The 23167-nt window shown below is 65.0% G+C and carries 25 protein-coding genes and 1 pseudogene; 5 read left to right on the forward strand and 21 right to left on the reverse strand.

The features are described from left to right. Window positions 1–196: 196 nt before the first annotated feature. The 17 genes and pseudogenes from FHY04_RS23105 to FHY04_RS20360 form a co-directional block, all read right to left on the reverse strand. A complete protein-coding gene (locus FHY04_RS23105) occupies window positions 197–448 on the reverse strand; it encodes a YHS domain-containing protein (RefSeq protein WP_151989841.1) in 252 nt (83 codons plus the stop codon). Window positions 449–690: 242 nt separating this feature from the next. Then, window positions 691–1689: pseudogene (locus FHY04_RS20285) on the reverse strand (HAD-IC family P-type ATPase); the annotation flags it as partial. A gap of 208 nt (window positions 1690–1897) precedes the next feature. Then, on the reverse strand, window positions 1898–2104 hold the full coding sequence (locus tag FHY04_RS20290) for a hypothetical protein (RefSeq protein ID WP_159513023.1): 207 nt from the start codon (window positions 2102–2104) through the stop codon (window positions 1898–1900). A 356-nt stretch (window positions 2105–2460) separates the two neighbouring features. Next, window positions 2461–3378 (reverse strand): NAD(P)/FAD-dependent oxidoreductase, encoded by a 918-nt coding sequence (locus FHY04_RS20295; RefSeq protein ID WP_183937702.1) that lies wholly within the window; start codon window positions 3376–3378, stop codon window positions 2461–2463. A gap of 79 nt (window positions 3379–3457) precedes the next feature. After that, window positions 3458–3928, reverse strand: coding sequence for a DUF305 domain-containing protein (locus FHY04_RS20300; protein ID WP_236559362.1), 471 nt, complete (start codon window positions 3926–3928; stop codon window positions 3458–3460). Then, window positions 3925–4611: a ZIP family metal transporter gene (locus FHY04_RS20305; RefSeq protein WP_159513021.1), complete on the reverse strand. Its 687-nt coding sequence runs from the start codon at window positions 4609–4611 to the stop codon at window positions 3925–3927. The genes FHY04_RS20300 and FHY04_RS20305 overlap by 4 nt, the downstream gene beginning before the upstream one ends. After that, window positions 4599–4946 (reverse strand): hypothetical protein, encoded by a 348-nt coding sequence (locus FHY04_RS20310; protein WP_159513020.1) that lies wholly within the window; start codon window positions 4944–4946, stop codon window positions 4599–4601. The genes FHY04_RS20305 and FHY04_RS20310 overlap by 13 nt, the downstream gene beginning before the upstream one ends. Before the next feature lie 62 nt (window positions 4947–5008). After that, entirely contained in the window at window positions 5009–5365 is a 357-nt protein-coding gene (gene fliE / locus FHY04_RS20315) for a flagellar hook-basal body complex protein FliE (RefSeq protein WP_151989786.1), read from the reverse strand. Between the two features lie 59 nt (window positions 5366–5424). Beyond that, on the reverse strand, window positions 5425–7908 hold the full coding sequence (locus FHY04_RS20320; protein ID WP_151989787.1) for a heavy metal translocating P-type ATPase: 2484 nt from the start codon (window positions 7906–7908) through the stop codon (window positions 5425–5427). Then, on the reverse strand, window positions 7901–8518 hold the full coding sequence (locus tag FHY04_RS20325; protein WP_151989788.1) for a cation transporter: 618 nt from the start codon (window positions 8516–8518) through the stop codon (window positions 7901–7903). The genes FHY04_RS20320 and FHY04_RS20325 overlap by 8 nt, the downstream gene beginning before the upstream one ends. Next, window positions 8515–8892 carry a hypothetical protein gene (locus FHY04_RS20330; protein WP_151989789.1) on the reverse strand — a complete coding sequence of 126 codons (378 nt, stop codon included), beginning with the start codon at window positions 8890–8892 and terminating at the stop codon, window positions 8515–8517. The genes FHY04_RS20325 and FHY04_RS20330 overlap by 4 nt, the downstream gene beginning before the upstream one ends. After that, window positions 8889–9377 carry an SRPBCC domain-containing protein gene (locus FHY04_RS20335; protein ID WP_151989790.1) on the reverse strand — a complete coding sequence of 163 codons (489 nt, stop codon included), beginning with the start codon at window positions 9375–9377 and terminating at the stop codon, window positions 8889–8891. The genes FHY04_RS20330 and FHY04_RS20335 overlap by 4 nt, the downstream gene beginning before the upstream one ends. A gap of 55 nt (window positions 9378–9432) precedes the next feature. Further along, a complete protein-coding gene (locus tag FHY04_RS20340; RefSeq protein ID WP_151989791.1) occupies window positions 9433–12651 on the reverse strand; it encodes an efflux RND transporter permease subunit in 3219 nt (1072 codons plus the stop codon). 4 nt (window positions 12652–12655) lie between these two features. Next, on the reverse strand, window positions 12656–13828 hold the full coding sequence (locus tag FHY04_RS20345) for an efflux RND transporter periplasmic adaptor subunit (protein WP_151989792.1): 1173 nt from the start codon (window positions 13826–13828) through the stop codon (window positions 12656–12658). Continuing rightward, entirely contained in the window at window positions 13825–15138 is a 1314-nt protein-coding gene (locus FHY04_RS20350) for a TolC family protein (RefSeq protein ID WP_151989793.1), read from the reverse strand. The genes FHY04_RS20345 and FHY04_RS20350 overlap by 4 nt, the downstream gene beginning before the upstream one ends. A 57-nt stretch (window positions 15139–15195) precedes the next feature. Further along, a complete protein-coding gene (locus FHY04_RS20355) occupies window positions 15196–15528 on the reverse strand; it encodes a hypothetical protein (RefSeq protein ID WP_151989794.1) in 333 nt (110 codons plus the stop codon). A gap of 32 nt (window positions 15529–15560) precedes the next feature. Continuing rightward, on the reverse strand, window positions 15561–16211 hold the full coding sequence (locus FHY04_RS20360; protein ID WP_151989795.1) for a cation transporter: 651 nt from the start codon (window positions 16209–16211) through the stop codon (window positions 15561–15563). Window positions 16212–16281: 70 nt separating this feature from the next. Here FHY04_RS20360 and FHY04_RS20365 point away from each other — a divergent pair, with 70 nt between their 5' ends. Beyond that, window positions 16282–16674, forward strand: coding sequence for a helix-turn-helix domain-containing protein (locus tag FHY04_RS20365; RefSeq protein ID WP_151989796.1), 393 nt, complete (start codon window positions 16282–16284; stop codon window positions 16672–16674). 320 nt (window positions 16675–16994) lie between these two features. Here FHY04_RS20365 and FHY04_RS20370 read toward each other — a convergent pair whose 3' ends face one another. Both FHY04_RS20370 and FHY04_RS20375 read right to left on the reverse strand, forming a co-directional pair. After that, on the reverse strand, window positions 16995–17378 hold the full coding sequence (locus FHY04_RS20370; RefSeq protein WP_151989797.1) for a MerR family DNA-binding protein: 384 nt from the start codon (window positions 17376–17378) through the stop codon (window positions 16995–16997). Further along, window positions 17375–19636, reverse strand: a complete 2262-nt coding sequence (locus FHY04_RS20375; RefSeq protein WP_234422476.1) for a heavy metal translocating P-type ATPase — start codon at window positions 19634–19636, stop codon at window positions 17375–17377. Before FHY04_RS20375 ends, FHY04_RS20370 begins: the two co-directional genes overlap by 4 nt. Before the next feature lie 414 nt (window positions 19637–20050). Here FHY04_RS20375 and FHY04_RS20380 point away from each other — a divergent pair, with 414 nt between their 5' ends. Then, window positions 20051–20383, forward strand: coding sequence for a four-helix bundle copper-binding protein (locus FHY04_RS20380; RefSeq protein WP_145147227.1), 333 nt, complete (start codon window positions 20051–20053; stop codon window positions 20381–20383). A 34-nt stretch (window positions 20384–20417) separates the two neighbouring features. Here FHY04_RS20380 and copD read toward each other — a convergent pair whose 3' ends face one another. Then, window positions 20418–21347 (reverse strand): copper homeostasis membrane protein CopD, encoded by a 930-nt coding sequence (copD, locus tag FHY04_RS20385; RefSeq protein WP_151989798.1) that lies wholly within the window; start codon window positions 21345–21347, stop codon window positions 20418–20420. 2 nt (window positions 21348–21349) lie between these two features. Further along, complete coding sequence (copC, locus tag FHY04_RS20390; protein WP_151989799.1) at window positions 21350–21721, reverse strand: copper homeostasis periplasmic binding protein CopC; 372 nt, start codon at window positions 21719–21721, stop codon at window positions 21350–21352. 119 nt (window positions 21722–21840) lie between these two features. Here copC and FHY04_RS20395 point away from each other — a divergent pair, with 119 nt between their 5' ends. The 3 genes from FHY04_RS20395 to FHY04_RS20405 are packed head-to-tail and all read left to right on the forward strand — an operon-like array spanning window position 21841 to window position 23140. After that, a complete protein-coding gene (locus tag FHY04_RS20395) occupies window positions 21841–22113 on the forward strand; it encodes a hypothetical protein (protein ID WP_151989800.1) in 273 nt (90 codons plus the stop codon). After that, complete coding sequence (locus tag FHY04_RS20400; RefSeq protein WP_151989801.1) at window positions 22110–22550, forward strand: periplasmic heavy metal sensor; 441 nt, start codon at window positions 22110–22112, stop codon at window positions 22548–22550. The genes FHY04_RS20395 and FHY04_RS20400 overlap by 4 nt, the downstream gene beginning before the upstream one ends. Next, window positions 22547–23140 carry an RNA polymerase sigma factor gene (locus tag FHY04_RS20405; RefSeq protein WP_151989802.1) on the forward strand — a complete coding sequence of 198 codons (594 nt, stop codon included), beginning with the start codon at window positions 22547–22549 and terminating at the stop codon, window positions 23138–23140. Before FHY04_RS20400 ends, FHY04_RS20405 begins: the two co-directional genes overlap by 4 nt. Window positions 23141–23167 lie beyond the last annotated feature (27 nt).

Genomic DNA, 23167 nt, shown 5'->3' on the forward strand with positions numbered 1-23167 from the left:
CCATCGGCCGCATCGTGGACCTCTACTCACCCCAGGAATGCTCGAACTATTTTGCAGCCGCTGGTTACGATGCAGACTGATCAGAAACCGCTCTAACGCGCTCGGAGGGGGTTAGTGTCCCGCTCGCGCCGTCGGCGACATATGATCGGGAGCCATGTTTAATGAAGGGCTGCCTTGATCGTGCGGCATCTCTCCCTCATCGATACCGGTCTGGCTCTGCTTCAAACCTTTGTTGGCATGCCGATGAGCAGAAAAAGAGCCGCTGATCCTCGCTATCGACGTAGTGTCTCGTCATGTGAGGGTCGATGGTTGCGCCGCAGACCGGATCTACCACGTCGTTCATACCAACCGTCGCGCCACCTCCATGATGGTGGTGGCCGTGATAGCCGTAATGTCCCCCCGAGCCGGCAGCGGAGCTGCTCATCTTCTGATCGTCCCCATCGTCCATTGTTGCTTCCCATTTAAAGTATGCATTCGACCGCTGAACCCAATTCACGCTTCTATCGTTCCCATGTATCGGCCGCCGTTCTTCTCAGGGAAGCCGGGGGTGATTGCGGGAAAAGGGTTCTATTCAGCGCGGCTAAGATCTTTGTCGACACCAATGATTTAGCGGTCGCAGCGGTGAAGATAGAGGGCGCACGTCACGCCGGCGGCTCTGCCGCCGACGAGCGATGCATTGTGCGATCGGCGTCATGCTGCTTGTACAGCGGGATCGCGATAGGCGAGCAGGCGCAGCGCATTAAACACGACCAGCAGCGTCGAGCCTTCATGCATCGCGACGGCCGGGCCGATCCCAAGGCCGAGGATCGTCGCGGGCACGAGTAACGCGACGACGCCGAGGCTGACGAACACGTTCTGCTGGATGATGCCGCGGGTATGGCGGCTCAAGCCGACGGCGAACGGAAGATGGGCGAGATCGTCGGCCATCAGTGCAACGTCGGCGGTTTCCAGCGTGACATCTGATCCGGCAGCGCCCATCGCGATGCCGACTGTCGCACTCGCCATCGCCGGCGGATCGTTTACGCCGTCGCCGACCATCGCCACCTTGTTTTCGCCAGCGAGTGTCTTGATCGCCGCGACCTTGTCCTCCAGCATCAGATCGCCCCAGGCCTCGTCGAGCTCAACCTCCTGGCGACGACATCGGAAACCTTTTGATGATCGCCCGAAATCATAATTATCCGAGTGATACCCATGTCGCGCAGACTCTTAAGCGCAACCTTGGCTGCCTCGCGAGGCATATCAATCAGGCCGATCGCGCCGATGTCCCGGTCACCCTTGCGCACCCATTGTGGTACGTCCGCTCTCGCGAAGGGCGGCGATCGCTTCGGTCGTAGCGGTGTGTAGTGCGGGGACACCCTCAACGGCGAACATCTCGGCCTTGCCGATCCAAACCGTTTCACGGTCGACAGTTGCGGTGACGCCGCGCCCTGTCAGGATCTTAAGATCCGTAGCGCTCGTAAGGTCGCGCCCACGTAGGCGCTCGCCTCCATCCTTGACGATCGTCTGCGTCAGCGGATGATCGCTCAAGGCTTCAACCGCTACGGCGAGTGCCAACAGATCCTCCGCACTCGCGCCGTCGACGGCCATCGTGTCGGTGATGCACGATCGCCCTTCCGTCAGCGTCCCCGTCTTGTCGAACGCAAACGCCTTCAGCGAGCCGAGGTTTTCCCTCGGCGCGCCGCCTTTCAGCCTGTAGCACACCCGGCACTCGGCACTCGGCACAGCGCTTCGCCGACAGTGCGGGCGCGCCGTTCATGGCTTATACCCTCAACCTGCCAAGTCGTATGGTCATATCGCCAGCTAATCGCAGCGCCCACAGTGAGGTGGTCCCATATTTCGGGCAGCAAGCTACCCTTCTTGGCCGAGCCAGCGCGCCCGCGACACCCCCTCCGCAAATTTAGTGAAACCAATCAATTTCACCTGCTACTTTCCGGAGAATACCAATGACCAAGTTCAAGCTCATCAGCGCCACTTTCGCCCTCACGCTCTCGACCGGCGCTTTCGCGGCGTGGCGAACTGCTGCGCCGACATGGCGGGCTGCAAGGACGGCGCTGACTGCTGCGATCATGGGGACAAGGCCAAGGGCGGCGATCACGTCGGCCACGCCATGCCGAACATGAAGTAACAAGGTTGCCGGGGGGCGGGGGGCCGCTCCCCGGCATTTAATTCTCGCCAGTCGAGCTAGGGTCCGGCCGCTGCATTCGCGGTCCCCGTTTTACCCCCTCGCGCCACGGGCGCATAGTCGAGGGCAGAGAAAGGCGCAGCGTTGCCGCTCGCCCACGGATCGCATCCTGCGTCCGCCCCATGTCGCGCGCGATCTGGCCAACACTCTGGCGTGCGTCGATCCGCTTGCGCAGTTCGACGTCGGTCTCGTCCGACCAACGCTGGCCATAGTTATGGGTCAAATCCCGGGATTCCATTGCGGGTAAGGCTGATAATCTTCCTTCAGCTGATCTTCGTTCAGCGGGTATGGCCATCGCGCTTGCGAAGGTCATTATGCAAAGTTGTCGCGGCGATAGCTGCATGGCCCATGGCGACGCTTATCTGATCCAGCGATATGACGATGTCGCCGGCAGCGTAAACGCCCGAAACGCTGGTGCGCTGTTTGGTGTCGACCACAATACAGCGCTCGTCGCTGAGCTTGGCCCCGAGCTGCCGCGCAAGGGCGTTATTGCTATCCGAACCGAGCGCTGGGTAGATCGTGTCAAACTGCAATTGTGTCTCATCGGCCAGACGCAGCGTTACGTGTTCTTCAGCAAAATCGATTTGGTCGAGCGCACTTGGCGCTACCGCAATACCTGCCGCCTCCAGCGCCCCGCGGTCGCAAGCGTCGAGTTCGAGCGTCTTGTGCGCCACTAGCGTTATTCGATCGGAAAACGTGCGGAGAAACAGCGCCTCAGCGACGCCATGAGTGTCCGCGCCGATGACGCCGATAGCTTGGCCAGTCGCTTCATAACCGTCGTAGATCGGGCAGTAGCGTAGCAGGCCGCGCTCCAGTGCGTCGCGATGGGTCGCAGCGTCGATCGAGGGGCGACGGTTCTCGACTCCCGTTGCGATCAGGATCGATCGCGCGGACAGGGTTATTCCAACTCCGCAAGCGTCGAAGTCATCAGCGTTTTGCGCCACCGTGTCGATGCGGCCGTTCACAATCGTAGCACCGTAGCGCTCGGCCTGTTCGCGCATCCGGTGTAAAAGGTCTTCACCTGCAATCCCGTCCGGAAAACCGGCGTGGTTGTGCGAACGCGGTATCCATTTCACCCGGCTGTTTCCCTCATCGACCACGATAATGCGCCGATGATAGCGTGCGAGGTAGATCGCGGCGGTCAATCCTGCTGGCCCCCCGCCGATGATGAGCGCATCGCATCGATATTCCGTCACGCCACCCGCCCCATCTGAGCCCGAGCGGGCATGGGGCACAGGGGTAGTGCAGCATCATCGGAATGACTGCGAGACATCATCAGGAGCCCTTTCTGGCAGCTCGACGCTCGGCAAGCCAAGCCCGCATCGTCGTGATCTCGGCCTGTTGCGTTCGGATCACCTCCTCCGCCATTTCCCGAATTTTCGGATCGGTGCCGTTGGCGATCTCGGCACGCGCCATCTCCACTGCACCTTCGTGATGCGGGATCATGCCGCGCAGGAAGTCGGTGTCCGGATCGCCGGTCGATGGCATGACCATGCTTGTCTTATCGTGCGCAGGGTTCGCCCCGTGGATCGCGTCCTTGGCATGCTGCACGTTCGATCCATGGATCGCATCGGTCGGACCGGATTCATTCGACGTGAATTGGTACGAAGGCTTCTCGGCCGAACACGCGGACAGGGCCGCAGCCACGCCCAAAATAAGCCATTGTGCCTTGATTATCGACATTTCATTCCCCTTGCTGGATCGATCGCGGCGCACGTCGGCGCCGTTTGAGGTCAGGCTCGTCACATCGCGATTTCCTCAATGAGGAGGAGCGAGAGGAAGCCGACGAAGAACATTGCGCTGATGAGCGGCGTGTCTGGCTTCTCGTGTGCTTCGGCCAACAGCTCTTCGGTGACGAGAAACAGGAGCGCCATGAGGCCGAAGCACAGGAAGCCCGCCACTACCGGAGGTGACAGGCCAGCGACAGGGATCGCCAGCAATGCGCCGATCGGCAGCAGCAGCGCGAGCGCCGTCACGGTGAGGATGATCTTGAGTTTTGAGGTAATGGATTCGGCGAGTTCCGTCGTCAGCGTTACACCTAGGAACAGCACCTCCAGCGTGAGCGCGACGGTGAGCAGGGCGCCCGCCTTGGCACCGGCGACGAACGCAAGGCCCAGCACCAGCCCGTCGACGACGATGTCGATCCCGACCGCCGATATCAGCGTGACCGGTCCCGCGGCGCGGGCTTCGTACGCCTTGAGCCCCAGCATGACCGCGACCCCCGCTGAGCCGCCGATAAAGGTTGCCAGCGGCGAGCCAGCATGCAGCACTTGGGGCAGGATTTCGGTTGCCGCAGCGGCGAACACGACACCGGCGGCGAGGTGCTGCATCGCGGATACAAAGGCGTCGCCGGGCCGACGCCATATCGCAAAGATGCCGCCTAGGATCACGGCAAGCACCGGAATGATCGTATAGGTCAGCGCCAGCATGATTTTCCCCTGAACGACAGATGCTCGTTGATGCCTTGCTTGCCGATCCGCTCGAGATGGAGCCGATCTTGGCCGATCATGACCGTAAGCCGTCCATCGGCAGTCCGGACCTGCGCGCGTGGCACAGTCAGTTGCTCACGATCTTCCCGCGTCGCACCGATGAGGTCGACGACGAAGGTATTGGCACTCAGACCGGTCACGATCGACGTTCTATCTTCACAGGTGAAGACATGCATCTGCATCTCGGAACCGGCCGACAACGTGTTGTGCGTATCGGCGTCGTCATCCTGCCGAACGGGCGAGCAGGCGCCCGCCAGCACGACGATCAAAGCCATGACCGCCCGCCAACCCCACACGCTCTTCGGCTTGGCCGTATGCGCAGGCGCAGGGAACTGAGTCATCCAAGGGGCATGCTCATAATGTCCTTGTAGGCTGACAGGAGCTTGTTCCTGACCTGAAGCGTCGCCTCGAAGGACACCGAAGCGCGGTTCTGCATCAGCGCCACGGTGGCGATATCGGTGGTCTCGCCACGCTCGTAGCGGTCGGTAGCGACGTCCTCGGCCTCCTGTGCCGCGTTCACCTTGCCGACGATGCCCTTCAGGGTGTCCCCAAACGTCGCCGGCGCGTCGGTCCGCGGCACGGTCGAAACCGCCCCAGGTGTCGTGGCTGGTGGCGTCAGGCGGTTGAGCGTCTGACTGCGCGCAAGGATCTGCGCACGGACGGCAAGGACACCGGACACGGTGGGATCGGACATCACGAACACTCCTTTCTAACCTGCGGAGACCGCATGCGATGGATGCGGTCTCCTGGGCATCAGGCGGTCTGCGTCGTGGCGAACCGATCGCGATAGGCGAGCAGACGCAACGCGTTTACGACCACGAGCAACGTCGACCCTTCGTGCATGGCGACGGCCGCTCCGATCCCGAGACCGAAGATCGTCGCAGGGACCAGGATCGCCACCACGCCCAAGCTGACAAAGACGTTCTGCCGGATGATCGATCGGGTCTGTCGCGACAGGCCGACCGCGAACGGCAGATGGGCCAGATCGTCCGCCATCAGCGCTACATCGGCGGTCTCCAGCGCTACGTCTGACCCCGCCGCGCCCATCGCGATCCCAACGGTCGCATTGGCCATCGCGGGTGCGTCGTTTACGCCGTCGCCGACCATCGCGACCTTGCCGTCACCGCGCAGCTTCTTGATCGCCTCGACCTTGTCTTCCGGCATCAGGTCGCCCCACGCTTCGTCGATGCCGACCTCGCGCGCAATCGCATCCGCGACCGCTTGATTATCGCCCGAGATCATAATCATACGGGTGATGCCGAGGGTGCGCAGCGTCGCCAGTGTCGCCTTGGCGGCAGTCCGCGGCGTGTCCATCAGCCCGATGACCCCCAGATCCACCTCGCCGCGTCGCACGACCATCGTCGTCCGCCCGCCCGCACGGAGCCGTTCGACTGCGGCCATCGTTTCATCGGTCAATGCGGCGATGCCGTCCTTGCCGAACATCTCGGCCTTGCCGATCGTTACCGGATCGCCCTCCAGCGTCGCGCGGACGCCGCGGCCGGTCAGGCTTTCCAGATCGCTCGCCTGTGGCAACGCGGCGTCGTTCAGGCGTGTCCTGCCGTCCTTGACGATCGCCGCGGCGAGAGGGTGATCGCTCAGGGCCTCCACGGCGACGGCCGTCGTGAGCAGCCGGTCCTCGGCGATGCCCGTCATCGCGACGACATCGGTGATTTTGGGCTGGCCTTCTGTTAGCGTGCCGGTCTTGTCGAAGGCGATGGCGGTCAACGAACCGAGGTTCTCCAGCGGCCCACCGCCCTTCACCAGCACACCCCCGCGCGCGGCGCGGGCGACACCCGACAGGACTGCGCTTGGTGTCGCGATCGCCAGCGCGCACGGGCTAGCGGCGACGAGGACCGCCATCGAGCGGTAGAAGCTGTCGCGGAAGGGTTCGTCGACGACGACCCAGGCGAACAGCAGCAGGACGGCGAGGCCCAGCACGACGGGCACGAACACCCGTTCGAACCGATCGGTCATACGCTGCGTCGGCGACTTCTGCGTCTCGGCCTCGCTGACCATCTTCACGACTTTGGCGAGCGCGCTGTCAGTCGATAGGCGCGTGACCTCGATCTCGATCGCGCCGCTGCCGTTGATTGTGCCGGCGAACACGCGACTGGCGGCGTCGACGCGGTCGGGATTGGCCCGCGCCTGGTCCGTATCGGTGACTGCGGTCTTGTCGACCGGGATACTTTCGCCCGTCACTGGCGCCTGGTTGATGCTGCTCGAACCCAGCGTCAGGAATCCGTCGGCAGGCAACCGTGCATTTGGTTTGACCACGACAATGTCGCCGACCACCAGCGTGTCGACGGATATCTCGCTGATCTTGCCTTCGCGGCGGACGAGGGCGGTTTTCGGTGCCAGCTCGGCCAGAGCCTCCATCGCCCGCTTGGCGCGACCCATCGCATAATGTTCGAGCGCGTGGCCGAAGCTGAACAGGAACAGCAGCAGCGCGCCTTCCGCCCAGGCGCCCAGCGCGGCTGCGCCCGCCGCGGCGACCAGCATCAGTGTGTCGATCTCGAACCGGCGCATCCGCAGATTATCGATCGCTTCGCGGACGGTAAAGAAACCGCCCAGCACATAGGCGGTCAGGTAGCAGGCGAGCGGCAGCCACGATGGCGCCCCGGCGACCAGCTTCTCGATCGCGAAGCCGATGCCGAGAACGGCACCGCAGCCCAATGCGAAGAACAGCTCGGTATTCGGCCCCAGGATGCCGCCATGATTGTGGTTATGCCCCTCCTTGCCGTGATCGTGCTCGCCGGGGCCATGGTCATGGCCGGCGTGATCGTCGCTAGCGGCCTGCGGGACGGCTGCTTCGCGCTCGACGACGGTGCCGCGGATCGTAGATTCGTCGGTCTGTTCCCGGTCGAACTCGACCCGCACCCGGCCACTTGCAGCAACCTCGGCCTCCAGAACGCCGGACACAGCCTTCAATCGATCGCTAAGGGTGCGGGCGCGCCGCTGATGCATCGTGCCGATGTCGAATACGGCATGGCCGTAGCGCTCACCTATCTGCGCGCCCGCGCCGGTCGCGACCTCGCGAATACGGGATAGCGGGAGCTGGTCCGGATCGTAATGGATGCACAGTTGCGCCGGCGCCTCGCCACTGGCGGGGACGACGTGCGCTTCGCTGACGCCCTCGCGGTCCGCCAGCCGTTGAACAAGCCGCGCGACGCAGGCGTCAGCCGCATCCGGGACGTCGGGCAGGACGACGGCGAGGTCGAGCCTGGTCTTCTCAGCCATTCTGATTGTCCTTGTTTTTGCGCGCGTCCTGTTTCGCGTCACGCAGGATCTTGATGCCGCCCCACAACTGGATTGCGGCTGTCGCCAGCCCGACCACGAGGTCCGGCCAGTTCACGCCCAACCACATGACAAGGACGCCAGCGACGACGATCCCGCCGTTCGAGATGAAGTCGTTGAGGCTGAAGGTCGTCGCCGCGCGCAGGTTGACGTCCTTGTTCTCCAGCTTTTGCAGGAGGCGCAGACACAGATAATTGATGATGCCAGCGACAATCGACATGCCGATCATAGTCGGGCCGATCGGATCGCTGCCCTGGGTAAAACGCCGCGCGACATCGATGAGGACCGCGACCGCGAACAGGAGCAGCATGATGCCGGACACCCTGGCCGCAGCTTGCTTCCAGCGTGCGCCGCGGCTCAACGCAACAAGGCTGAGCCCATATACCGCGGCATCGGAGCCGTTATCGAGGCCATTGGCGATCAGCGCACTGGAATCACCGAACAGTCCTGTGGCGACGAACGCCAGTGCAAGCCCGGCATTGAGGATCAGGACGATCCAGAGCGTACGTCGCTGGCGATCCGTCCCGCTGGTTTTAGATACAAGATTGCTCATAGGCTTGTCGCTTTCTCACAAAGCACGGGGCGTTTGCCGGGTGCCTCGATCTTGATCTGGTTGCCCGAGAATGTCGCGCTTTCCGCATCGCCGACATACTGGAGACCTTGCAACGGCGCGGTTAGAACGACCGCAGGTGCATTCGCATCGCGCCGTAACTCGACTGTGAGCCCTTGATCCTTGAAGTCGACCAGAAGCGTCTGGTTATCGTCGCATCGATAGGGGTGACGGCCGGGTGTCCTGCTGGTCACCGCAGTGTCCGCAGCGTGGATCTCCTGCTCGGTCGGTGGACCCTTCCGGGGCTCCTCGGAACAGCCTGCCAACACCAGCACGATGCCCATGCCAAAACCCAAGCCAAGATGATGCATCGTCATCGCTGCCTCCGTGCCCCAGTGCGCGCAGGTCCAGTCCGGCTATTGGAAACCGGCACCGCCGACAGGCGCCGAAGCTGGCGATCGAGGCACCTGTCCGACTGCACGAGGCTTGCTTGAAGCCTGCGGCGCATCAGTGCCCAGAGCGGACGACCCAAGATGCCTGAGAAGCGCAGGCTATGGCGCAGGCGGGTTCCAGCGGGATCGCTTTCCAGCGCGTAAGATTCCTCGAACAGCAAGAACCTGGCGACGCCCGCCGTCCATGCGAACGCCAGCGGCTTATCGACGCGGATGATATCCGCCTTGGCCGTCACCGGCTTGTCGAGTCCGCCGATGCGGAACGTGTAGTTGGCATCACCGCCGCAGACCGCGGCACCGGAAAGCTGGATGAACGGCTTCCACTGCGGGTGGCCGGCGAAGTCCGTGAGGACCGTCCAGACACGCAGCGGGGATACGGAGAGTGTCGTTACATTGTCGATCGTCGTCATGAGCGAGCCCCCTTTCTTGAGGCGTGGGGGAGGGCACGACCGCCCTCCCCCACGATCATGCGGGTTGCGGGAGCGGTGAGGTATCGTCCGTGTCGTCGACCTTGACCGCCTGCTGCCCGAAGCGGGCGTAGAGCGTCGGCAGCACGAACAGCGTCAGCAGGGTCGCCGAGATCAGCCCGCCGATGACGACGGTTGCGAGCGGCTTTTGCACTTCCGCGCCGGCCCCGCTCGCGAACGCCATCGGCACGAAGCCGAGACTTGCGACGAGCGCGGTCATGACGACGGGGCGTAATCGCTGAAGGGCACCCGTATGCGCCGCTTCGGCGCGGTCCATGCCGGAACGGATCAGGTCCTGCACCGAACTGACCATGACAAGTCCGTTGAGGACCGCGATGCCCGACAGCGCGATGAACCCCACCGCGGCCGAGATCGAGAAGTCCATGCCGCGCAGGAAGAGCAACAGGACGCCGCCCACCAGCGCGAACGGCACCCCTGTAAACACGATCGCCGCATCGCGCACCGATCCCAATGCCCCGTAGAGCAGGAACAAGATCAGCACGAAGCAAGCCGGCACCACGAGCTGGAGCCGCTGGCTGGCTGACTCCAGATTCTCGAACTGCCCGCCCCATTCGAGGTAACTGCCCGCCGGCAGGCGTACCCCACTCGACACGGCGGCCTGTGCATCCGCCACCACGCTGCCGACATCGCGCCCGCGCACGTTTGCCTGGACGACGACACGGCGCTTGCCGTTCTCGCGGCTGATCTGGTTGGGCCCGTCGACGACGCCGATATCGGCGACGCTGGACAGCGGCACGTAACCACCGCCGGCTACAGGCACCTGCACCTGTTCGAGAAGCCCCAGATTGGCGCGCTCTGCATCGGACAGACGGATGACGACCGGGAAACGCCGGTCGCCCTCGAAGATCATGCCGGACTCGCGTCCTCCGAGCGTGGCGGTGATGGTGTCCTGCACGTCCTGGGCAGTGACGCCGACCCGCGCCATCGCGTCACGATTCACCCGAATGTCGAGCATCGGGAGCCCCGTCGTCTGTTCGACCTTCACGTCCGCCGCGCCTTGCGTCTTGCGCAGGACGCCGGCGATCTGTTCGGCAGTGCGGTTCATACTGGCGAAGTCGTCGCCGAACACCTTGACCGCGATATCGCCGCGCACGCCGGCGATCAGCTCGTTGAACCGCATCTGGATCGGCTGCGTGATCTCGTAGGCGTTGCCGGGAAACTGCGCGAGCTTGGTCTCCAGCCGCTCGACCAGCGCGGCTTTCTCCAGCTTGGGATCGGGCCATTCGTCATGCGGCTTCAGGATGACGAACATATCGGTCGCGTTGGGCGGCATCGGGTCCGAGGCCAGCTCGGCGGTGCCCGTCTTCGAGAAGACGAACCGCACCTCGGGCTGTTTCGACACCATTCGTTCGATCGGCACCTGCATCGCCTGGCTTTGCTGCACCGACGTCGCCGGAATGCGCAGCGCCTGGATCAATAAGTCGCCCTCGTCGAGCTGGGGGAGGAACACCTGCCCGAGCGTCGTGAAGGCGAGCGCCGCCAGTACGAGGCTGACCACGCCGGCACCGATGGTGATCGACGGCCGCTTCATCGCCTTTTCCAGACCCGGTTCGTAGCGCTTCTTCAGCCACGAGATGATCCGCCCGTCCTCCTCGTTGACCTTCCGCGACAGCCAGATGGCAATCGCCGCAGGTACGAAGGTCAGCGACAGAACAAAGGCAAAGAGCAGCGCGATGATGACGGTCAGCGCCATCGGCACGAACGTCTTGCCTTCCACGCCGGTCAGCGTGAGCAAAGGCACGTACACGAGGATGATGATCGCCTGCCCATATACGGACGGCCGGATCATCTCTCGCGCTGCGGTCGCGACCGCATCCAGCCGCTCCTTGACGCTTAGCAGCCGGCCTTCGTGATGCTGTTTTTCGGCAAGACGCCGCAGGGCATTCTCGACGATGATGACCGCGCCGTCGACGATCAGCCCGAAGTCGAGCGCACCCAGACTCATGAGGTTTGCTGACACCCCGAGCCGAAGCATACCGAACCCGGTGAGCATCATCGTGACCGGGATGACCGCGGCAGCTATTAGCGCCGCACGGAAGTTGCCGAGCAGCAGGAACAGCACGACGATGACGAGCAGCGCGCCTTCGGAGAGGTTCTTGGCGACCGTTTTGATCGTCGAATTGACCAGCGCGGTACGATCCAGCACCGGCTGCACCACCACATCAGGTGGCAGCGAGGCGTTGATAGTTTTCAACCGGTCGGCGACCGCGGTCGCCACGTTGCGGCTGTTCTGGCCGATCCGCATGATCGCGGTGCCGACGACGACTTCGGTGCCGTTCTCCGACGCCGAGCCCATCCGGATCGCCTGCCCCGTGCGGACGTTGGCGACTTGGTCAAGAGTAATGGGGATACCGTCACGGGTGGCAACGACGGTGCGCGCCAATTGGTTCGCATTGCGCACCAGCGCGTCCGACCGGACCGCCAATCCTTCACCGTTGCGATTGACGAACCCCCCTCCGACGCTGGTGTTGTTCTTTTCAAGCGCGGTGCCAAGATCTGTCAGTGTAATCTTGAGCGACGCCAGTTTCTGCACGTCGGGGACGACAAGATATTGCTTGGCGTAGCCACCGATCGAATCGATGCCCGCCACGCCGGGTACGTTCTTGAGCAGAGGCGTGACGATCCAGTCCTGCGCGGTCCGCAGATAGGTCGCCTTATCTTCAGGCGTAGTCAGCCGCTCGCCTTCCGGTGTGATATAGCTGCCGTCAGGTTGCTGCCCCGGCTCGCCAGCGCGGTGCTTGTCGTCCTTTCGGTGTTCCAGCCGGACAGTCCACATATAGACCTCGCCCAACCCGGTCGCGATCGGCCCCATCTCTGGGTTCACGCCATCGGGCAGGCTTTCCGCGACGCCCTGCAACCGTTCGCCGACCTGTTGGCGGGCGAAATAGATGTCGGTGGATTCGTCGAAGACCGCGGTGATCTGCGCGAAGCCGTTGCGGCTGAGTGAGCGGGTATTGTCGAGGCCGGGGATGCCGGCGAGCGCGGTTTCGATCGGGAACGACACCTGCTTCTCGACCAGCTCGGGCGAGAGCGCGGGCGCGCGAACGTTGATTTGCACCTGATTGTTGGTGATGTCCGGCACCGCGTCGATCGGTAGCCGGGAGAGCGAAAAGGCGCCGATGACGGCGACGATGGCGGTGAGGAGCAGGACGAGCCAGCGCTTCTCAACCGCCCAATTGACGATGCGAGCGATCATGACATCAATCCTCGTGCGCCGCTTCGCCCTTGCCGAGTTCGGCCTTGAGCGTGAAGCTGCCGGTGGTGGCGATCTGCTCCTGGCCGGTCAGGCCCGAGCGGATGATGACGGTATCGCCGGCCGCGTCGCCGAGCGTGACCGGGGTCGACTGGAACCCCTTGGCCGTACGGACGAAAACGACTGATTTGCCTTCGACCGTCTGCACTGCCGTCGTCGGCACGCGGACCGCATTGCTGCCTCCGCTACCGCTGAGTTGGACCGCAGCGGTGACGGGCTCGCCGACGCGCCACTGACCGCCACCATTGTCGAGCGTCGCGATGACCGGCACCTGCCGTGTCTGCGGATCGAGGGCTGGCGACACGAAACTGATTCGAGCGCTCGCCTGCCGCCCCGGCGCCGTCACGGTAACAATATTACCTGGCTTCACCCGGCCGGCATCTTCTGGCCTGAGGTTGAGCGCCAGCGACACCCGGCTGAGATTGGCGATGCGATAGAGTTCGCTGTCTGCTGCGACCGTCTGCCCTAGCACGACCGGTCGGGCGATGACCTGACCGCCGATCGGCGCGACGATGCCGAGCCGGTTGAGCCCGCCCCCGCCCCCGCCCGCTGCCGACACCTGGCTCTGCGCCTGCCGGTAGGCGATACGTGCTTCGATTGCCGCGGTGCGCGCGGCGATCAAATCCTGCTCGGGCGACACGCGCTGCGCGAACAGCCGCTGCTCGCGGCTGAGATTGGAGTTGGCAAGCGCGAGCCGGGCACGCGATGCCTCGACCTCACCCTTGAGCTGTGCGGCCTCGCGGCTTTCGATGACGGCGATCGTCTGCCCGCGCCCGACCGATTGGCCGAGGTTGCGCGTGAGTGCCACGACACGCCCGCCGATTGCGGCCGAAACGACCTGCGTCCCCTGCGGGTCGCCCTCAATCGTCGCCGGCAGTTCGATCGTCCCCGCACCGCCCGTGAGCGGGCGACCGATCTGGACGCCCGCCGCGGTGATCTGGTCCGCCGAGAGCGTTACCGCACCCTCATCGGCATGGGCGGCTTCGTTACCGCCGGCTTCGGCACCTGCGCTGGTTTCGTTTCCGGCAGTCTCGTTGCCGCCTTCGGAGCTGCTGCCACAGGCCGCGAGCAACAGGGCAAGGCCGAACGGCAGAACGCCGCCCGTCAGGATGGTCTTCATCGGTCGGTTCCCCCGGTGTTGGTGGTCGGCGCAGGCGCGGTCAGCCGCTCCAATCGCGCACGGGCATTCTGATAGTTGGCGAGCGCGTCGATCGCGGCGACGCGCGTCTCGGCGAGCGTGCGTTCGGCATCGAGGAGATCCAGCTGGCCGAACTTGCCCTCGCGGTAGCCGATCCGCGCGATCCGCGCGGCCTCTGCTGCTGCTGCCAGCGCCGGCCCGACCGCAGCGCGCGCGGTCGTTGCCGCATTGGCGGCTTCGGCTTGCGCGTCGGTGATCGCCTGCTCGACGTCGAGCGCGGTTACGCGCCGCACCGCTTCGGCGCGCGTCCGCTCCGCCGTCGCCTGCGCGATGGCGGCGCGGCCGTTGTTGAAGAGCGGGATCGGGATCGAGATCGCGAACACCGCGGCGGTATCGTTCGTCGCTTCCAGCCGTCGGAGCGCCGGTCCGACGTTGATGTCGGGTACGCGGTTGGCGCGCGCGAGCCTGATGCCGGCATCGGCGATGGCAAGATCGGCATCCGCCGCCGCCAGCGCCAGCGTGCCGGCAGTCTGTAGCGGTGCTGCAGGGCCGAAGGTCGCCGGCGGCAACCGGTCGAGCAAGCCTGCGTCGAGCGTGCCGTCGATCGGACGGCCGAGCCGCCGCGCGAGATTGGTCCGTGCCGCCTCGGCGAGCCGGGTCAGCCGCTCGACATTGGCATCGGCATTGATACGCGCGACATCGGCGCGCTGTTGCTCCAGCGGCGACGCTCGCCCCGCCTGGACGCGCACCGCAGCCCCCCGCAGCACTTCGGCCGCGATCCGTGCCTGGTCGCGCGCCGTCACCAGCCGGCGTTCGGCCGCGATTGCCTCGACATAGAGCTGTGTGACCTGGACGCGGATATCGGCCGCGACGATCGCGCTCTGGAGTTGCGCACGTGATATTTGCGCGTCGGCAACAGCAACGCGGGCACCGCGCTTGCCGCCAAGCTCGATCGGGATCGCGACCCCCACCGTCGTCTCCGCGCTCCGCACGCCCCGATAAGGACCGGAGCCGACGACGTTCTCGACCTGCCCTTGGAAGACGGGGTTCGGCCGGAGCCCGGCCACCGTGCGGGCCGCCTGCGCCGCCTCGACCGATGCAGTAGCAGCGGCACCCGATGGCGCTGCTCCGCCCGCGGCAGACACCGCCTGATCGAGCGAGAAGCCGGGGAGCGGTTGCGCCGCGGTCGGCGTTTCAGACGGGGTGGCCGCCTGCGGCGCCGCCTCCTGTTGCGCCTGCGCTATCGATGCGCAGGACGCCGCGGCCAGCATGGCCGCGAGCATTGTTTTCATGAAATATCGATCCTGACAGAACACGTCGGGCCGGCAGATGCCGGCGAGCGGGTGTCGTCAGGCGGCCGGGGGCCTCAGCGCGGGATCGACGAGATGCGACGCGATGGCACTGGCGGGTGCGGGGAACGGATGCAGACCGTCAGCGCATGCCATCAACGGCAGCGCGTTGCTCGCTGGCAGGTTCAGTAACTGTCCGTGGCAGGTGGCATGGTGGTGCGGCACCGCCTTGTCGGCATCGCCTTGCGATTGATCGGCGTCGCCGTCGCTATGCACTGTGCCGCTGCACTCGATAGTCACCGGCCCTGCAACCTCGCGCGCGTGCACGGTCGCCGTCATCACCAGGGACGACGCAATCATGACGAGCAAAAGGGACCAGAGCCTGCGCAGCATTTCAGGCCGTCTAGTCGAAATACGTCCGAGTGTCATCGCAAGACTTCCGGTGCTACCGGCCGGGTCTCTCGCCATGCCGGGATCGCTTCGGCGAGAACACGCCACGCTGACCGCAGGAAGATGAGCGCGATGACGCCGCCCACCGCGATATCGGGCCATGCCGCGCCGGTCATGGCGATAAACCCGGCCGCAATAAGTACGCCGACGTTTGACGCCACGTCGTTGCGCGAGCACTCGAACGTGCTGGACATATTCACGTTCTCCGACCGGAATCGCCACAGCATCGCGAGGCAGGTCAGGTTGGCGACGAGCGCGGCACCGCCGAACGCCAGCATTAGTGAAGACGAGGGCGAAACGCCGTTGACCACCTTGTCGACGATCTCGAATACGACCGCGATGCCAAACATGAGGATGATGCCGCCCTTGGCCAGTGCCGCCCCGGCTTCCCAGCGGGGGCCGCGGCTCAACGCATAGAGGCTGAGTGCATAGACCACGGCATCGCCGAGCATGTCGACTGAGTCCGCCATCAGTGCGGACGACCGCGCGAACACCCCCCCGCCGAACTCGGCAACGAACATAACGAAGTTGATAACCATGACGGCGATCAGCACGCGTCGTTGATCGGTCTTACGGCCGAACTGCGCGATCGTGTCGCCTTTCCTGGAACAGCAGTCGTCCGCCATGATGCACTCGATTCGTGTGTCGGACCCCCCATATGCACCCTCATGTCACTAGAGGGTCAAGGGCTCATCCATGAAGATCGGCGATATTGCGAAGCGCACCGGGCTGAAGGTCGAGACCGTCCGCTTTTACGAGGGTGAGGGTTTGATCGCTGCACCGCGTCGGAGCGGGGGCAATTACCGCCTTTACGATGAGTCGCACCTTGATCGCCTGACGTTCATCAAGCGCTCGCGCGACTTGGGCTTTACGCTCGATCAGGTGCGTGACCTGCTCCGCCTGGCGGACGATCCGCGCGGATCGTGCGATGCAGTTGACGAGATGGCGGTGCTGCACATCGCAGAGATCGACCACAAACTCGCCGGCCTACAGACGCTGCGTGAAGAGATCGTCAAATGGGGGCGCTGCGACGCCACAACGATCGCCGAATGCCGGTTGATCGACGCGTTATCTTCACGGCTACCTTGAGCATTGGCTCGACAATGTCATCCAAAGTAAATTCGTTCGCCCCGCTCGAGTCGGTTCAACGAGAAGCCGGAAATGATCGGAAGAACCATAAGGATAAATTGAGGTGACCACCCGGCGCGGCGCGCCTTGGACGAGGAGGACGACGCCGAACTTCGGCGGCGTGTGGCTGGGAAGCAGACCATTAGCCAGATTGTCCGCGAGTTGGGTCGCACGATGGACACAATCCGCGGTCGTGTGGCGACTTTGCGGATCACGCTTCGCTTTTCGCAACGCCCGTGGCGGGACGGCGTTGCTCGTCGCGCCAGCGAGTAGGCGCGACCCTATGCTTCCATACGGCGAAGGATCGGGCAGTCCGGTCGATCATCTCCGTGGCAGCGGTTCACCAGGTCCAGCAGCGTCGATCGCATAGCTTCGAGCGTAGCCGCCTTACGCCCAAGTTCATCGGCGCGCGCCTGGGCGAGCATCTTTACTTCGCTGCTCGAACGGCTGCGATCCGACCAGAGGCCGAGGAGTGTGCGGATCTCCTCGATCGGGAACCCCAGATCGCGCGCATTGGCAATGAAGCGCAGCCGGTGAACATCGGCCTCTGAATAATCCCGGTAGCTCCCGCGCCGAGGCGGCGCAGGCACGAGGCCGATTTTCTCATAGTGGCGGATCATGCGCTGAGAGACGCCGCTGGCGTCCGACGCCGTTCCGATGTTCACAACTTCACCGCGTTGAGCCGCAGCGCGTTCAGAACGACAGTGAAAGACGAGAGCGCCATCGCCGCACCGGCTAGCATCGGCGAGAGCAGAATGCCGGCGACGGGATAAAGCACCCCCGCCGCGACCGGCACGCCGATGCCGTTGAACAGGAACGAGAAGAACAGGTTCTGGCGGATATTGCGCATCGTTGCGTGGGCGAGCTTGCGCGCCCGCACGATCGCCGACAGATCGCCGCGCGTGAGCGTCATGCCGGCGCTTTCGATCGCGACGTCTGTTCCCGTGCCCATCGCCAGACCCACGTCCGCAGCGGCAAGCGCCGGGGCGTCATTGATACCGTCGCCGGCCATCGCGACCTTGGCGCCGCTTGCCTTCAACTCGCCTATGATGCGCGCTTTGTCTTCCGGCCGCAGATCGGCGCGTACGTCATCGAGACCGCCTACCGCGCGCGCGACCGCATCCGCGGTCCCACGATTGTCGCCGGTGAGCATGACGACGCGCAATCCCTCTTTGCGCAGCGCGGCAATGGCGTCGCGCGCCGATGCCCGCACCGGATCGGCGACCGCCAGCAAGCCAGCGAGCGCCCCATCGATCGAGACCAGGATGACACCCGCGCCTTCGCTACGATGGCGATCAGCCGCGGCATCGACCGGCTTGGGATCAGCGCCGATCCGGCTCATTTGCGCGGCATTGCCGATGACGACCGAGCGGCCGTCGACCGTGGCGCTGACACCCAGGCCGGTTTGCGAGGCGAAGTCCGCTACCTTGCCGAGCTGCAATGCCCGCTCTTTGGCGGCAACGACGATCGCGTGAGCGAGCGGGTGTTCGGATTGCCCTTCGACGGCCGCGGCAAGCGCGAGCATGTCGTTTTCCGCGACTGCGCCGACCGTCTCGAACGCGACCAGCTTAGGCTTGCCTTCCGTGAGCGTGCCCGTCTTGTCGATGACGAGCGTATCGACCTTCTCTAGCCCCTGTAAGGCTTCCGCATTCTTGACAAGCACCCCGGCTGTCGCGCCGCGCCCGGTGCCGACCATGATCGACATGGGTGTGGCGAGCCCGAGCGCGCACGGACAGGCGATGACCAGCACGGCGATAGCGTTGAGCAGGGCATGGCCCATGCGCGGCTCAGGGCCGACTAGCGACCATACCACGAACGTCACCACCGAGATCAGCACGACCAGCGGCACGAACCATCCCGACACCCGATCGGCGACCGCCTGAATCGGGGCGCGGCTGCGCTGCGCTTCGGCGACCATGCGGACGATCCGCGCCAGCATCGTATCCGCGCCGACGGCGCGGGCTTCCATAATCAGGCTACCCGTGCCGTTGACGGTGCCCCCCGTGACGGCCGCCTCAACTTCCTTGAGGACCGGTGCAGGCTCGCCGGTGAGCATGGATTCATCGACCGACGAACGGCCTTCGACCACCACGCCATCGACCGGAATCGCTTCGCCGGGACGGACCCGCAGCCGATCGCCAGCGGCGACGTCGGCAAGACCGACCTCTTCCTCGGAGCCGTCAGTCCGCAGCCGCCGAGCTGTCTTGGGAGCGAGATCCAGGAGGGCTCGGATCGCGCGCCCGGTTGCCGCCCTGGCGCGCAGCTCGAGCACTTGCCCGAGCAGCACCAGCGTCACCACGACGCCGGCCGCCTCGTAATAGACCGGAACCATCCCACCGTGCATCCGGAACGTCGCAGGGAACAGGCCTGGCGCGAGCGTCGCGACCACGCTGTAGAGGAAGGCCGCGCCGACCCCGATTGCGATCAGCGTGAACATATTGAGATGGCGGGTCCGGATCGAGGTCCACCCTCGCTCGAAAAACGGCAAGCCCGCCCACAGCACGATCGGTGCGGTTAGCGCGAGCTGGACCCACGGCGAGACCGTGGGGCTGACGACATTGATGCCGAGCATCTCGGCAAACATCGAAACGACGAGGAGCGGGATCGTCAGTGCGCCGGCCACCCACAGCCGGCGTGTAAAATCGACCAGCTCGGGGTTGGGTGTGTCGTCGAGCGATGGTTCTTCGGGCTCGAGCGCCATGCCACAGATAGGGCACGTGCCCGGCCCCTCTTGGCGGACTTGCGGGTGCATCGGGCACGTCCACATCGCGCCCGGCGTCGCTGTTGGCTCAGCTTTTGGCTTATCGCCGAGATAGGCGTTCGGATCAGCCACGAACTTGGTCCGGCACCCGGCGCTGCAAAAATGATATTCATGGCCGGCGTGCTCGGCATGGTGCGCCGTTTTCGCCGGATCGACCGTCATGCCGCACACCGGGTCCGTTGCCTTGGTCGCGTCGCCGGGCACCTTGGGTCCCGAACAGCAGCCACCCATTTTGCCGGCCTGCTCGACTGGCACTGACGCGGTAGAGGCCCCAGAGCAGCATGAAGCGGGCGCGGCAGCCGGCTCGGCTGACTTTGCTGAGCAGCCGCAACCCCCGGTATGGGCATGAGAATGAGGATCGTTCATGGCGTAACTCCTTCGACCCGAAGGCATGTAGGGTCTGACACCGTGTCAGGGTCAAGGCCGATCGAGCTTAACCCGCGACAGTGCGCCCAAGCCGCCTAATATGAGCTACGCGGCCGAAGGCGTTGCCCCTCGAAAAGGGCCAAGCAGGCGAGGGAAAATGCGATCTGGCGCGTATCCCCTTTAAGGCGGGGATAAGACGGAGAATGACTGATGCATCAGATGGACCCGGCGATGAAGGCGTGCATGGACGCCTGCCACGAATGCCATATCACCTGTCTTTATATGGCGATGAACCACTGCCTTGAGGCAGGTGGGAAGCACGCCGAGCCGCAGCACATGAAAATTATGGCCGATTGCGCGCAGATTTGCGCAGTCGCGATCGACTTCATGGCCCGCAAGTCCGAACACCATCGTCATATCTGCCGCGAGTGCGCCGAGATTTGCCGGGCGTGCGCGGCGAGTTGCGAAGGGCTCGCCGGCATGGAGGATTGCGTCGCGGCCTGTAACCGTTGCGCCGAGGAATGCGAGAAGATGGCCGCCTGAGCGGCGAGGCGGGCGGCATTAGGCCGCCCGCCCCTCACATCGCCGAAGCGGGCGGTTCGAGTGTTCCCAGCCATGCGACGAGCGCCAGGATCGCCACCGCGCAGCTCGCCTCAACTGCGAGGCTGCGCCGCAGGCCGCGAAGCGCGCCATGATGATCGACCGCGGTGATCGAGCGCTCGAACGCCGGCGTAAGCCGAAAGCGGTTGAACGACGCAAGCGTGAGCATCGCGCCGAAGAGGACGAGCTTGGCGATCAGAAGCTGGCCGTAGACCGTAGCGGCGAGGTTCGGCAGATTGGCAACGCCGACCAGCAACCAGGCATTGACGATCCCGGTGACGGCAATCGTGCCGACCATTATCGTGCCCACCAAGCCAAACCCGTGCAGTGCGCGGTGCGTCAGGGTCAGATGGGCGGCGTCGACGCGACCGGCCGGCCGAGCGACGAGAAGCACGAGCCCGAGCAGGGCTCCGGCCCAGGCCCCGCCAGCGAGCAGGTGGAGAATGTCCGCGCCCAGATGCACCCAGCCGACTGCGCCCTCGTCCATCGCGCCGTGCCCTGCCCAAGCAAGCGTGGCGAGCGCCACGCCCGCAGCGAACGCCACTAGGCCGAGCAGAGCCGCGCGACCGGCCGCCACGAGGGCCGCGATCGAGGCCACCACGAGCGCAGCCACGCGCGCTTCCCACGCGGTGCCCGTCGCGGACCCGGAGAGGAGCATCCCGACCGCCTCCTGATCGACCGGCCAGAGCGGCGCCCCGGCCATCGCAGCCGCGAGCAGCGCGAGGCCGATCCCGGAGAACAGGAGGCCGAGCAGGCCGCTTCCGACGAGCCAGGGCCGCAGTGCGAGCGCATCGGCGCGCTCGCGGGCCTTGAGGCCATAGAGACTGAAAGCCGACAGGCCGAACAGCCCGCTCAGTGTCGCATAGAGCGCGAAGCGGACCGCGATCAGCGGCCAGTCGGTGTCCACCGTTACTTGACCGCGAAGGCGAAGTTGCCGGCCACCCGGTGCGTGTCGCCGGAAACCACGTGCCACGCGACGCTGTAGCGGCCCGGTGCGAGCGGCCCCTTGGGCGTGACGACGAGCGTGCGGCCATCCTCCGCGACCCCAGCCGCAGTCGCAACCTTCATAGGCGGGTGCGCGGTGCCCCGATGCGCGGTCATTATCAGATCCGCGCCCGAGAACTTCGGCATCAGCTTTTCGCTGAACCGAAGCGCGAGACGCGCGGGCTTGGCGACCGTCGCGTTCGGCGCCGGTGAGGCGGACAGCAACTTAGGGTGAGCCTGGGCGGCGCTGGCGAGCCCGAGAATGGCAAGGGCGGCAGGGACTAGGGCGCGACGCATGAGGTTACTCCGTGGTGTTCTGTCCATTCTACGCGGCGCAGGTGCGCACCCCTCACGCTAGCGATGAGGGATGATGGGCAGCGCTGCGTAACCAGTGTTAGAGGGGCGGAGTGGAAAACATGGATGATCTGGACAGAGCGTTGGCGAGGTTGGCGGGAGCACCTGTTCCGGCCGCTCTGGACGACGTCGAAGCACGTGTTCTCGCGCGCATTGGCACCCGGCCGGTCGTGCGGCAGGCCGGGCTCGGCATTGGTGTGGTGGCGGTCGCGGCATTGGCGATCGGCATGATCGGCGCCGAATTGCCGGCGACCGCGAGCCCCGCGGTGTCGCTCGCACCGCTCGGTGGGGCTTCGCCGCTCGCACCCTCAACTTTGCTGATCGGCGAGCCATGACCTCGACCAAGCGCGTCGTTCTGTGTGTCGTCCTCGCCTTTGTCGCGGCGATCGGGGGCGTGTTCGTCGGACGTGCGCTGTTGCCCCATCCCAAGCAGCCGGGTGCCGCGCTGCACGAGGTCCTGCACCACAAGCTCGCGCTCGATGCCGATCAGCAGGCAAAGCTGAAGGTTCTGGAGGACCGGTTCGCGGTGCAACGGCGCGCTCTCGAGCTGGAGTTGCGCGCGACCAATGCCCGGCTCGCCGAGGCGATCGAGGCCGAGCACGGCAACGGCCCGCGGGTCACGGCCGCGGTCGATCAGAGCCATGCCGCGATGGGCGAGCTGCAGAAGGCTACGTTGGCGCACATCTTCGCCATGCGGCAGCTTCTGCGAGCCGATCAGACCTCCCAATTCGATGCTGCGGTGGTGAAGGCGCTCACCGACGGCCAGGGGTGAGCCTCGATTGGACCACGCTGTCCGATGGCGAGCTGGCGACGCTCAGCATTGCCGGTCGGCAGGCCGCTTTTGCCGAAATCGTGCGGCGCTACCAACAGCCGGTGTTCCGGCTCGCGCGGGCTTGCGTCGGCGAACCGGACGAGGCGCTCGACCTGGTGCAGGAGACGTTCGTCGCCGCACACCAGGCTCTCCCGCGCTACGACGGACAGCGCGCCATGAAGGCGTGGCTTTCGACGATCGCGATCAACAAGTGCCGTGACTGGGCGCGAAAGCGCACGGTGCGCCGGTTCTTCTCCTTTGCGGTTCCCATCGATCGCCGCGCCGAAGCTGTGGTGGACGATCGGGTTGCGGTCGACGACGGCGCAGCCGACCGCCAGGAGTTGGACCGGGTGACAGGTGCCATTTCGACCCTGCCCATGAACCTCAAGGAAGCGCTGGTGCTGCGCACTATCGAAGGTTTAAGCCAAGCCGAAACCGCCGAGGTGTTGGGGATCAGCCAGAAGGCTGTCGAAACCCGCCTTTACCGTGCCCGTTCGCGCCTCCTCGAAAAGTTGAGCGCCGAACAAGGGATGGCCGCGCGGGACGCGTAGAAGGATTAAGACGGGCCGGTAGCGGCC

The organism is Sphingomonas sp. BK481 (genome assembly GCF_014194875.1).
Taxonomy (GTDB): domain Bacteria; phylum Pseudomonadota; class Alphaproteobacteria; order Sphingomonadales; family Sphingomonadaceae; genus Sphingomonas; species Sphingomonas aerolata.

Bases quoted from the DNA above. Each gene is read 5' to 3' on its own strand.
- FHY04_RS23105 (WP_151989841.1), bottom strand. From the start codon at position 448: ATGGACGATGGGGACGATCAGAAGATGAGCAGCTCCGCTGCCGGCTCG.
- FHY04_RS20305 (WP_159513021.1), bottom strand. From the start codon at position 4,611: ATGCTGGCGCTGACCTATACGATCATTCCGGTGCTTGCCGTGATCCTA.
- FHY04_RS20310 (WP_159513020.1), bottom strand. From the start codon at position 4,946: ATGGCTTTGATCGTCGTGCTGGCGGGCGCCTGCTCGCCCGTTCGGCAG.
- fliE (WP_151989786.1), bottom strand. From the start codon at position 5,365: ATGTCCGATCCCACCGTGTCCGGTGTCCTTGCCGTCCGTGCGCAGATC.
- FHY04_RS20320 (WP_151989787.1), bottom strand. From the start codon at position 7,908: ATGGCTGAGAAGACCAGGCTCGACCTCGCCGTCGTCCTGCCCGACGTC.
- FHY04_RS20325 (WP_151989788.1), bottom strand. From the start codon at position 8,518: ATGAGCAATCTTGTATCTAAAACCAGCGGGACGGATCGCCAGCGACGT.
- FHY04_RS20330 (WP_151989789.1), bottom strand. From the start codon at position 8,892: ATGACGATGCATCATCTTGGCTTGGGTTTTGGCATGGGCATCGTGCTG.
- FHY04_RS20335 (WP_151989790.1), bottom strand. From the start codon at position 9,377: ATGACGACGATCGACAATGTAACGACACTCTCCGTATCCCCGCTGCGT.
- FHY04_RS20340 (WP_151989791.1), bottom strand. From the start codon at position 12,651: ATGATCGCTCGCATCGTCAATTGGGCGGTTGAGAAGCGCTGGCTCGTC.
- FHY04_RS20345 (WP_151989792.1), bottom strand. From the start codon at position 13,828: ATGAAGACCATCCTGACGGGCGGCGTTCTGCCGTTCGGCCTTGCCCTG.
- FHY04_RS20350 (WP_151989793.1), bottom strand. From the start codon at position 15,138: ATGAAAACAATGCTCGCGGCCATGCTGGCCGCGGCGTCCTGCGCATCG.
- FHY04_RS20355 (WP_151989794.1), bottom strand. From the start codon at position 15,528: ATGCTGCGCAGGCTCTGGTCCCTTTTGCTCGTCATGATTGCGTCGTCC.
- FHY04_RS20360 (WP_151989795.1), bottom strand. From the start codon at position 16,211: ATGGCGGACGACTGCTGTTCCAGGAAAGGCGACACGATCGCGCAGTTC.
- FHY04_RS20365 (WP_151989796.1), top strand. From the start codon at position 16,282: ATGAAGATCGGCGATATTGCGAAGCGCACCGGGCTGAAGGTCGAGACC.
- FHY04_RS20375 (WP_234422476.1), bottom strand. From the start codon at position 19,636: ATGACGGTCGATCCGGCGAAAACGGCGCACCATGCCGAGCACGCCGGC.
- FHY04_RS20380 (WP_145147227.1), top strand. From the start codon at position 20,051: ATGCATCAGATGGACCCGGCGATGAAGGCGTGCATGGACGCCTGCCAC.
- copC (WP_151989799.1), bottom strand. From the start codon at position 21,721: ATGCGTCGCGCCCTAGTCCCTGCCGCCCTTGCCATTCTCGGGCTCGCC.
- FHY04_RS20395 (WP_151989800.1), top strand. From the start codon at position 21,841: ATGGATGATCTGGACAGAGCGTTGGCGAGGTTGGCGGGAGCACCTGTT.
- FHY04_RS20400 (WP_151989801.1), top strand. From the start codon at position 22,110: ATGACCTCGACCAAGCGCGTCGTTCTGTGTGTCGTCCTCGCCTTTGTC.